8 protein-coding genes are annotated in these 10671 nt (G+C 38.2%); all 8 read right to left on the reverse strand.

Annotated elements, in window-relative coordinates; genetic code table 11:
- Positions 1-544: 544 nt before the first annotated feature.
- Entirely contained in the window at positions 545-1195 is a 651-nt protein-coding gene (locus ACR2F7_RS18055; RefSeq protein ID WP_432714928.1) for a carbohydrate-binding family 9-like protein, read from the reverse strand.
- 14 nt (positions 1196-1209) lie between these two features.
- Positions 1210-1947: a glucosamine-6-phosphate deaminase gene (locus tag ACR2F7_RS18060; protein ID WP_432714929.1), complete on the reverse strand. Its 738-nt coding sequence runs from the start codon at positions 1945-1947 to the stop codon at positions 1210-1212.
- 17 nt (positions 1948-1964) lie between these two features.
- The gene (gene nagA, locus ACR2F7_RS18065) at positions 1965-3158 is read right to left on the reverse strand and encodes an N-acetylglucosamine-6-phosphate deacetylase (protein ID WP_432714930.1); all 1194 of its coding nucleotides are present in this window, start codon (positions 3156-3158) and stop codon (positions 1965-1967) included.
- Position 3159: 1 nt separating this feature from the next.
- Positions 3160-4488 (reverse strand): sugar MFS transporter, encoded by a 1329-nt coding sequence (locus ACR2F7_RS18070; RefSeq protein ID WP_432714931.1) that lies wholly within the window; start codon positions 4486-4488, stop codon positions 3160-3162.
- A gap of 30 nt (positions 4489-4518) precedes the next feature.
- Entirely contained in the window at positions 4519-6066 is a 1548-nt protein-coding gene (locus ACR2F7_RS18075) for a beta-N-acetylhexosaminidase (protein WP_432714932.1), read from the reverse strand.
- A 27-nt stretch (positions 6067-6093) separates the two neighbouring features.
- Positions 6094-7065: a glycosyl hydrolase family 18 protein gene (locus ACR2F7_RS18080; protein ID WP_432714933.1), complete on the reverse strand. Its 972-nt coding sequence runs from the start codon at positions 7063-7065 to the stop codon at positions 6094-6096.
- A gap of 4 nt (positions 7066-7069) precedes the next feature.
- Positions 7070-8857, reverse strand: a complete 1788-nt coding sequence (locus ACR2F7_RS18085; RefSeq protein WP_432714934.1) for a RagB/SusD family nutrient uptake outer membrane protein — start codon at positions 8855-8857, stop codon at positions 7070-7072.
- Positions 8858-8868: 11 nt separating this feature from the next.
- Positions 8869-10671: SusC/RagA family TonB-linked outer membrane protein (locus ACR2F7_RS18090; protein WP_432714935.1), on the reverse strand; the 1803-nt coding region annotated here is incomplete at its 5' end.

The raw sequence follows: 10671 nt of genomic DNA on the forward strand, positions 1-10671 counted from the left end.
TTATTAATAAGTAACTTGTGGATATTTTTGATGAAGAAATCATAAGTTTTGGGCTTTAGAACAAATCATTCAATTAAGAAAAAACCGATAGAAACCCCTTTAATTATAAAGAAAGGAAAACTTTAAAACCTTCTAATTAAACGTTTTGAAAGCTTAAAGTTGATTGATCAAATTAAAATCCTAATACACTTCTCATATTTTGTACTTCATCGACAATTATTGAAGTTCCATTAAGCAGCTAGAATCAGTCAAAGCAAGAAAAAGTGCTGCTGCCATAGTTTCAGCAGTCTTACCCGACTTCCCTATGAAAAACTCATTGATATAACAAGTCTTTTGCTCTGGTGTCGAAATTAAAACAGAGGTGTGTCAATCAGGACCTGAATAAAAGCGTAAAATAGTTCTATATATCAGCTTTCGTATCAACAAAGCCCAATTGGTTAGACTGAGTTTTGTTAAATTACTTAGTGATTTTAGCCACTATAAAGTAGTTGTAGTGCTAGAAACTGCTGTACTTTCATTTGTAGAAACTTTTGATATTAATCAACTATTCAAAAGTAAATTCTCCAAAAAATTCAGGCATGTGAAAATCAGGTTCCTGTGTGTTAACTTTTGTCCAGCTTAAAAAATGTGGAGCAGGAAGATCATCTCCACATTTATAAAAGTTTCCCTTACACGTTAATCCCTTTAAGGCATTGATGTCGCTATAGCAAAAAACTTCAATAGGTATTCGAAGGGCAATTTGCCAATTGAATTGTTCATTACTGAAATACAGCTTTTTCCAGGTTGCAATTTCACCAATAGTCTGTTTAGGTAATAGCATGCGATGCGTTCTGGAAGCCCCATAAGCCATTTTCCCAATACCTAAGCAATTAAATTCGATGTTATAATAATTACTGTCTTCAGGAAATTGAATAAAAAACTCAACGCAATTGTCTTTATGCACCGGATCATTGATAGCCCTGTCTTCAGATTTGAAAAAATCATCTTGAATATGATATTGAATCAAAACCGCATCATTGCTATGGCAAATGCTAAAACTTGCCTTACATGCAGTATTAAATTCTGGCCATGACAAGTTGCTGATGCTGTGTTTAGGCAACTCAGTGAAGAAAACCGGCCATTTATTTAAAGGTAATATCCCATCAGATTTAATTCCCTGTACACCAATGCGCGCTCGCTTGTCTTTTAAATCCATGAGTGGTTATCTCTTTAAGCTATTAAAGTACTGCTATCCTGATCAAGAAAAAGAATAGCACTCGGGTGTGATCTTAATATGGTTGAAGGGTAAGCTTCCAACACTGCTTGATGAAGCGTATTGTAAACGGCTTGTGCTTTAGCTGGACCAGGAACGACCACAAAGAGGTGTTTGGCTTTTACTAAGGCGGGAATAGTTAAGGTCAGGGCATGTGTAGGTACTTCATCAAGAGACTCAAAACAGCCATCATTTACCTGTTGTTGCCTGCAGGCTAAATCAAGTTCTACCCTTTTAACAATTTCTGTATCCTTGAAATCTGCTACCGGCGGATCATTGAAAGCAAGGTGCCCATTCTCTCCTATACCCATACATACAATATCGACAGGAAAATCATTTAATAAAGCAGCATATTCCAAATCTTTAAGGTAGTTTACAGACTTGAAAGGCAGTTTACTAAAGATGCGATCTCTTAAAAAATTACCAAAACCTTGAGGTGCACTTTCATCAAGGCCAATGTATTCATCCATATGAAAAGCATTGATTCGGCTCCAATCGACATCCTCAGTTATTAAATTTTCTAAGAATTCATTTTGAGAAGGCGCCGCAGCAAATATCATATTGATTTCAGCTTGGTTTTGCTGAAGTTCTTTTAATCTAGTACTTACCGCTTTTGCAGCAGCGGCACCCATTTCTGGTCTGCTGTTAAAAATCCTTACATCCATGATGTTATTGTTGTTTATGGTCGTTGACATATTTTTTTCTAATTGATTTACATTTCAGCATTGTATACTACTTTACCCCTAACCATGGTTGTAAAGATGTTGATCTGCTGATCAAAGATGACCACATCTGCATCTTTTCCAGCAACTAACGATCCTTTTAAAGCATCCATTTTCTGGATAGCTGCCGGCGTAGAAGTCATCATTTTCACCGCATCCAGCAAAGGTATATCTGCTAAGTTGACCATGTTTCTCACCAGAGCGTCGGCGGTAGCCACACTACCTGCAAAAGCACTTCTGTCTGTCAGCTTCGCTACATTATCTTCTACAATAACAGGCAAACCATCCTTAAGGCTGCCAAGAATACTTGGGCCCGGAGGCATGCCTGCTGCTCGCATGGCATCAGTTATTAAAGCCGTTTTATCTGGGCCTTTTATTTTATAAACCAATTTTAATAATGGAGGCGGTAAATGTATTCCGTCGGCAATAATTTCGACAGTCATGTTATCTATTAAGTAGGCACTTTCTATAACACCTGCATAACGGTAAGCATTTCTCCGGGTAACACCAGACATGCAAGAATAGAAATGGGTAGCATGGGTAAAGCCTCTTTCATAAGCCAACAATACCTCCTCGTAAATGGCATCGGTATGGGCAATGGCCGCCAGTATACCATTTGCCTTTAAGCAATCAGCAAATTCCAGGGCCCCTTTTAACTCTGGGGCAGCGCTCCATCGGGTAATGTGTTTACTATTTTGCAAAATATCCAGGTACTCCTCTGGTGCAGGATCCCTGATATAACGAGGATCTTGTGCACCGCGTTGCTTCATGGAAAAATAGGGCCCTTCAATATGAATCCCCATATACTGTGCACCTAAGGTATTTTGATCATTCGCCGTTTCATAGATCTTTAAAGTTTCTAAAAGATCAGCTTTTTCGGAACTGAGCGTTGTGGGTGTTAAAGCTGTAGTCCCATATTTAGCATGCGTTTTAGCAATTTCAAGAAAAGCATCTACTGTATTGTCCATAAAATCATGTCCGCCACCACCGTGAACATGCAAGTCTATAAAGCCTGGTGAGATATATCGACCTTCGGCATCTATTAACGTAGCACCTTCAAAATCTACATTTTTATCGCTGACTTCAAGAATTTTTCCATCCGCAATAAGAACACAGCCACCTTTAATAAAGCGGTGAGGGGTAATAATGATACCGTTGAAAATTTTATATTTATTTGAATACATTTTATTTTTTTAAGAGCCAGTTTTTCACTTTATAACCATGAATGGCATAAAATGCCAGGTAGATGTAACAGGGTAATAAAACCCAATAAGCCGTTCGAAGATCATAAGCATCAGCAAAATGACCATAAAAGAGAGGTAAAATAGCATTGCCACTCAGGCCCATTATCAGTATGGACGCGCCAATTTTTATGAACCTGCCAAGTCTATCCATTGCTAAAGGCCAGATACCTGCCCAGATCATAGAATTGGCAAAACCCAATAAGATCACAAACCAAATAGAGATATCTGTAGTGTGACCCAGAAGATGTACCTGTCCACTTGTAAATATGATCAGCACCGTTAATAACATGCCTAAAAATGTACAAAAACGTAAAGCTGTTACCTGATTAATAAATCTTGGTATTAAGAATAGGCCTAATAAATAACCTATAATGGTTGCCCCAAGTGTATAGGATGGAAATACTTTAGCTTCCATCAGTGGAATATTCATAGAATGTGCATAGCCTATAATGGTATCAACAGCAATAACCTGAGAACCCACATGAAGGAAAATAGCAAATGCACCCAGAATTAAATGTGGAAATTGGAAGATATTTGTTTTTCCAGCATTCTGTGTAGCAATTTCATCAACTTCGGTATTTGTATCTATTTCTGGTAAAGGCGAAAACCTAACGAATACACCAAGCCCGGCAAGAACTAAACCTACACTTGCATAGGGTATAATTACTCTTTGGACCAGCTCATCTAATGCTGCGCTTTTCTCTGCTGGTTCCATAGTGAGTAATTGCGCAAATAAAGCAGTGTCAGTTTCTCTTAAAACAACTGCAGCGAATAATAATGGCGCAATAATACCAGCAAGTTTATTGCAAATTCCCATGATACTAAATCTTTGTGCCGCACGTTCCTTATCGCCCAAAATTGTAACGTAAGGATTGGCTGCCGTTTGGAGAATAGCCAATCCTGTACCTAAGGTAAATAACCCGGTTAAAAACAAGCCATATGTTCTTGTATAGGCTGCTGGCACAAATATAAAAGCCCCTACAGCCATAATCCAAAAACCAAGCATCATTCCTTGTTTAAATCCAACCCGCTTGAGCAAGTATGACGCTGGTACAGACATGATTAAATAGGAAATGTAAAAGGCAAAGGCTACGAGGTAAGATTCAAAATTATTAAGTTCGCAGGCAATCTTAAAATAGGGAATTAAAATAGCATTAATCCAGGTAACAAAACCAAAGATAAAAAACAGTACAGCAATGATGATGATGGAGATAAAACTATCTCTTTTGCTTAATGAGCCTGGCGCTACAAGTGTATCAGGTACTTTCATTGGTTAATTGGGTTTATATTGTACATACCACTACTTTTGTTTTGTAATGCGCTGCAAAAGCAAATTAATTTTGATGTTCCTTAGCCTATTCTCTTGCTTTATCTCTGAAGGATAAAGCGTGTGTTGGTGAAGGCTCGAAAATTTCCTATCTATTTTACCCGTGTTCAATGCTTTAAGCCTTTTTGCTAAAGTAGCAAGCTCATTCTCTGTGCATGAAGGAGAATTGGCTAATTCTTCAATGCACATATACTCCAGATATTGAGCCCTTATGGCTGCCATGAGCCTGTAATGTTCAAATTCTGTATGATTCTTTAAAGGCTTTAGATCGTTCAGCACTTGAACAGCGGCCTTTGCACTATCCAACAGCTGGTTAACAGTGAGGTTGGTAGAGTCAGGCTTAGCCTGGTTAACTTCAAACGGTGTTTTGGTCAGCGCACTCCAAAAGGCAGCAGCTTGTGCAGCTGTGAACGAATAGTTTTCCTTACAATAACTTTCCACAAACTCCTTAATAACAATAGGTTTTTCGGCGTCCATATTTTTGAGATAGGCGGCAACAAGAATGTTAAATCCTGTAATCGGATAAACTCTCCTTACGGCATGCAGGTCAATGATGGCAGTTGCAGATTCAAAAATTGGTGAATAAATACCCGATGTAGACCAGGAGGTCATTACCATTCCATTATAGCCTAAATTTTTGGCCTGAGGAATAAAATCCCTGATATTATTGAAGTGTTTTACCCAGTCAGTAAGATAGTAATTATCAGGGGCACTTCTTATTGCCGGTGATCCCCAAATTTCAAATCCCAATTTCATTAATGCTGCATGATCACCAAACCGGTCTAAAGCCCAGCCGTAGTTCCAGTCCATGAAAATCGTGCTTTTGGGAAGTGTTTTCAAAACCTCAGGGTATTTCAATGCTATATCAGCCCATACCACAGGTCGTTTACCTAAACTTACCACAAGCTCACACAACATTTTAATGTAATCACCATACAACCTTCCCATCCCAACTGCTGCCACTTTTTTCTTAGAATCTTCCGAATGTCCAAGTAAGTAGGTTTCATCACCGCCTATATGAATATAAGGAGAAGAATGGGTGGAGATTAAATCCTTGTAAAGACTGCTAAACAACGCTTTTGCTTCCTTTTCTTTTGTGGGATTGATTTGAGAATAATCTTTTTCATCTTCTCTTAATGCTGCATATTTAGAGTTTCTTAAAATATACTCTACATGTCCAAAACTTTGCTGTAGAGGAATGACATCTATTCCTATGCTTTTACAATAGGCAATAAAAGATTTTATTTCTTCTCTTTTATAAGCATACCGGTTGGCAACGAGTGGCTCATTTTCAAAAGGATATGACCCCTCCCATTCCATCAAAAGCGTATTCACCCCATTTTTACTTAAATTCAGCGCAAAGGTTTTCAATGCAGGCATTTTCATGACCTGTATGCGCAGGTCAAGATGGAAGCCTTTAATTTGAAATGGCTTGTTTTGCTGAGCAGTGGCATGAAAGATCAATCCTGTGAGCCATAAGATCAAAAAAGTCTTTCTTAATATCGGTAATTTCAACTTCATGACGTTCTACGATTTATATAAGGGTATTTACTTTTTAACCCGTTGTGTGTTGTTAAAATTCTTGATCACTGTATCAATCGTAGTTAACAAAGATTTTTTTCCAGGAGCATCTTGCGCAAGTTGCCAGATCATAATTCCTCCAGCCTCTTTAAGGGCGAGTAAGGTTTTTTTCTGAATGGTAGGTATACCATTGTAATATACCGTACCACCGCCATTCAGGTTCAGTTGATCAATTTTTTCAGCGCCAGGATAATCTTCCAAAAGCCTTTTGTAAGATAAGCTGGTCAATTTTGCATTAAAGGCATATCCATAAAATGGCACCCCTAAATTCAGCTGTTCCTTGGTTGCACCTTTAGCTTTCCAGAAGTTTAAATCTGCTTCTGCCATCTCATAAGGTGAGTGTGGTCCTGAATCTGCAGGTCTCCATGGTCCGGTTTTGTCATAAGACATGATATTTATAAAGTCAAACTGTGCAATGGTATTTGCGGTAATGTTCGTAGCATTTTCCGTAGCAAAGGCTGCCGTAAGCAAACCCTGAGGTTTAATTACAGCAGCAAGTTTGATAATAAATCCTTCGTAAGCTGAAGTAATCAGCGGACCTTCAATATCTACGTCTATCCCATCTAAAGCATAATTATCCATGAGATTCCTGATGTTAACAACAAAAAGATCACTTTTAACGGGAGAAATTAACTCTTTATAATATTTAGGTGCTTTACCCCCACCAATTGCTGCAAATATTTTAACATGATGTTCATGGGCTTTGCTCACCAATGCTGTTAAACCAGGTACAACTGGGAATACACCATTTGAATCAGGATTAACAAAAGCAACATTTAAATGGGTGATTTTTGAAAAATCAACTTTTTCTGCAGCCTCTAACAAGTCTCCTTTATAATAACCCACTACACGATAAGTTGCTGTAGCACTAGACTGAGCCCTTCCTTGTTGTAGAAAAGCAGTAAAAATTAAGAAGGCAATGATTGAAAAGTATTTCATGTGTTTACCAGTTAGGGTTTTGTACCAATGCTTTATTCACACCTAATTCGTAAATTGGAATAGGCAATAATAGATGGCGAGGTTCTGTAAAGTTGTTTCCTGCATTGGCAGCATATTTCAAGGCTGTTGGTCCATTAGTTTTGATATCTTCGGCAACAGCAGTTAAGGCGGTTCCAAGTTCTCCCCAACGGATCAGGTCATATTTACGCAGACCTTCAAAACATAATTCTCTTGAACGTTCCAAATGAATGGCCGTGCGCAGGCTTGCTTTATCTTTGATTTGATCTGCTGTAAGATCACTTGAGTTAACTGCAGTAAGTGTTGCTGTTGCTAACGCCCCAGATCCATTGCCTCCGGTAAAAGTAATTACGGGCACAGTGTTGTAATAGGTTCCTGCATTGGTAATGGTAATACTCGTTACTTTTCCTGAAGTAACTTTTGCCGTTGCGGTTGCATTTTCTTTAGGATTACCACCAGAAATAACAACGGTTGGTGCTGTTGTATAGCCTGTTCCACCATTGGTAATCGTAATCGTTTTTACGGTTTCACCTCCATAAGCACGTCTGCGAACTTGATTAACCGCTGCATAAGCGTTAGCAGGACCATTAACTTCATTTTCTGCTTCCGCATACATCAGCAATATATCTGCATAACGCATTAAAGGAAAATTCTCTGGAGAATCATTCATTGATCGTGGAGTGACCACTTCATATTCACGACGCCACTTGGCAGCGTGTCTTTCATATATTTGTGTTGCCGACCATGGTGCCATAATGGTACCATTACTTTGAAAGCGATAGGAACCAATATTCCAGTCTCTCCTTAAATCATTACTTTCGTAAGAATTGAACAAGCGCGCTGTAGTTTGGATAAATCCATATGAATACGCCGCTGTATTGGGATTTGCAATACCTGTATTTATCCCTACACGACCACCTTCGCGAAAAGCACCGGCAGTATTACCCCAAAATTCTACTTCCCATATGCTTTCTTTAATATCGTATGCATCCTTTGCATAGTTAATAAAGATATCCTTGTAAGATGGGTTTAGTTGATGAAAGTTCTCATCGATTACTTTTTTAGACCATTTAAGGGCGTCTTGATATTTTGAAACATCATTAAGAGGTTTCCCTGCCATATAAAGGCATACCCTGGCGAGCATTCCTCTGACGGCCGATTTATTAACTCTTCCTCCAAAACCTGCTTCACTTGCCGATTGCACTAAGCCTTCAGCCTCTTCCATATCTTTTAAAATGGCTGCATAAACCTCTTTGGCGGGTGTGCGGGCAACATCAGTATGATTTGCAGATGACGTTGCTTTAAGTATTAAGGGTACGTCGCCCCAGTTGCTCACCAAAATAAAATGATAGTAAGCTCTCAAAAATTGTGCTTGTCCTTTAATATGGTCACGCTTCACTTGAGTCATTTCAGGTTTATCAACGTTCTCCAGCACTAAATTTGCCCTGTTGATACCATCATACATCAATTGCCACAAGTTAAGCACATAAGTATCTGATGTAGAATGGTTATAAATTTGAGTACCTGTAAAGTTGGCTACTGCATAAAAACCTTCATCTGCTTCAGTACCCATTCTACTAATCAGTGCATCACCATAAACTGCGCGTTGACCAAGAATATCATACACCCCATTGAGTGCAAAGTTCAGTTGTTCTTCTGTATTGTAATAATTAGCCGGAGAAAGAAAGTCTTTAGGATCAGTTTCCAGGAATTTTTTGCAAGAGCTTATTCCCGTTAATACTGGGATCAAAAGCAGGAGTAAAATTTTCTTCATTTGAATATGCATTACAGTGAAATTTTTAAGTCAAAAGTTATTGTTTTAGCCCTAGGATAGGCAGAATAATCAAAACCCGGTGTTAAAGCTGAGTTCCTCACTGAAACTTCAGGATCCATTCCAGAATAACCGGTTATGGTATAAAGGTTTTGTGCAGATGCAGAAAGATAGACTTTAGCTACTTTTAATTTGCTAATGAATTTTTGTGGAAGGGCATACCCTAAGGAAACTGTTTTTAAGCGCAAGTAAGAACCGTCTTCAATCACTCTGGATGAATAAACACCTTTAGGACCCTGACCACCTACCCTTGCAAGCGTATTGCTTTGATTTTCGGGCGTCCAGCGATCTATATATTCACTGTATTGGTTAAGGTTTCTATAGTTTAAGGAGTTTCCTTCAAAAATGATACGGTTGGCATTCATGACTTCGTTTCCATATGACCATTGTAATAGTACACCAAGGTCAAGTCCTTTATAAGAGAAGTTATTGGAAAATCCACCTGTATTTTTAGGTAGCGGACTACCGATTACCGTTCTGTCATTGTCGTCTACTTTACCATCGCCATTGATATCATTGTATCTAATGTCTCCCGGTTGAATAGCGGTACGACTAGCGCCATAATAAGCCTGATCACTTTTAAGGGTATAAACCCCATTAGCAAGGTCAAATGCATCATATCGGTAATTGCCATCCCATTTAAAGCCATAAAACTGGGCAACCGGGGCACCCACTTGTGCAATATAAAGAGGTGTATTTGCATAAGCTACCTCCCAGTTGATTGGGCTCAGCAATGTTTCCTGGTTATCAGCAAGAGAAATTAGTTTATTGCGGTTAAAACTAATGTTAAAGTTTGTGCTCCATGTAAAAGAAGGTGTCTGAATGTTGATAGTGTTTAAACTTAGCTCAAGTCCTTTGTTTTCTGTTTTACCTATATTTTGAAGTGCCTTAATATAACCAGTCGTGTAAGGCATATTGGCATTAAGTAACAAGTCGGATGTTATTTTCTTATACAAATCTACAGTCACAGAAATTCTGTTTTTAAATAGACTCAAGTCATATCCTAAATCAAGTTGACTTGTTGTCTCCCATTTAAGGTCCTGGTTAGGAAGTGTTGATGGAATTACCCCTTTCCCTGGTGTAGCGTTATTAAACGAGTAATTATTGGTTAGAGTTAAGTTAGGATTTACCGGTAAGAAGCTTAAAGAAGCATAAGTAGCATAATCATTCACCCTATTATTACCGGTAAGACCATAACTTACCCTAAATTTTGCATCTGATATAAAAGTAAGATTCTTCATAAACTCTTCGCTGCTCATTCTCCATGCGAAAGCACCTGAAGGAAAATATCCCCATTTATTATCTGATACAAACTTTGAAGAACCATCAGCGCGGTAAGAAGCCGTTAAAAGATATTTTGACTTATAGTTATAGTTTACACGGCTTATAAAAGACGCCAATGTATTTTCTGAAGCCAATGCAACATTGTTAAATGGGGTTCCTTCATCTAAACCTGATAAACCTAAAGATTCGTTAGGCACATTAATAGAAGTATAACCATTGGAATTTAATTTTCTTCCTTGTAAGGTAAAACCTCCCAGAATATCCAAATTATGATTACCCATTTTTTTCTTATAGGTAAGTGTATTCTCATTTACCCAATTGTTTGTTTCTTCAAAAGCTACAATACCATAAGATCCACGGGTATTAGTAGGAATAAGTGGTGTTCCTTTAGCTGTTTGAGAATTATAAAAAGCATCTGCGTGAATCATTCGATTGCTGATTCCTCCAGTAATTTTCAAACTTAAATTTGGATG

This window comes from Pedobacter sp. (assembly GCF_045628745.1).
Lineage (GTDB): Bacteria > Bacteroidota > Bacteroidia > Sphingobacteriales > Sphingobacteriaceae > Pedobacter.

Bases quoted from the DNA above. Each gene is read 5' to 3' on its own strand.
- ACR2F7_RS18055 (WP_432714928.1), bottom strand. From the start codon at position 1,195: ATGGATTTAAAAGACAAGCGAGCGCGCATTGGTGTACAGGGAATTAAA.
- ACR2F7_RS18060 (WP_432714929.1), bottom strand. From the start codon at position 1,947: ATGTCAACGACCATAAACAACAATAACATCATGGATGTAAGGATTTTT.
- nagA (WP_432714930.1), bottom strand. From the start codon at position 3,158: ATGTATTCAAATAAATATAAAATTTTCAACGGTATCATTATTACCCCT.
- ACR2F7_RS18070 (WP_432714931.1), bottom strand. From the start codon at position 4,488: ATGAAAGTACCTGATACACTTGTAGCGCCAGGCTCATTAAGCAAAAGA.
- ACR2F7_RS18075 (WP_432714932.1), bottom strand. From the start codon at position 6,066: ATGAAGTTGAAATTACCGATATTAAGAAAGACTTTTTTGATCTTATGG.
- ACR2F7_RS18080 (WP_432714933.1), bottom strand. From the start codon at position 7,065: ATGAAATACTTTTCAATCATTGCCTTCTTAATTTTTACTGCTTTTCTA.
- ACR2F7_RS18085 (WP_432714934.1), bottom strand. From the start codon at position 8,857: ATGAAGAAAATTTTACTCCTGCTTTTGATCCCAGTATTAACGGGAATA.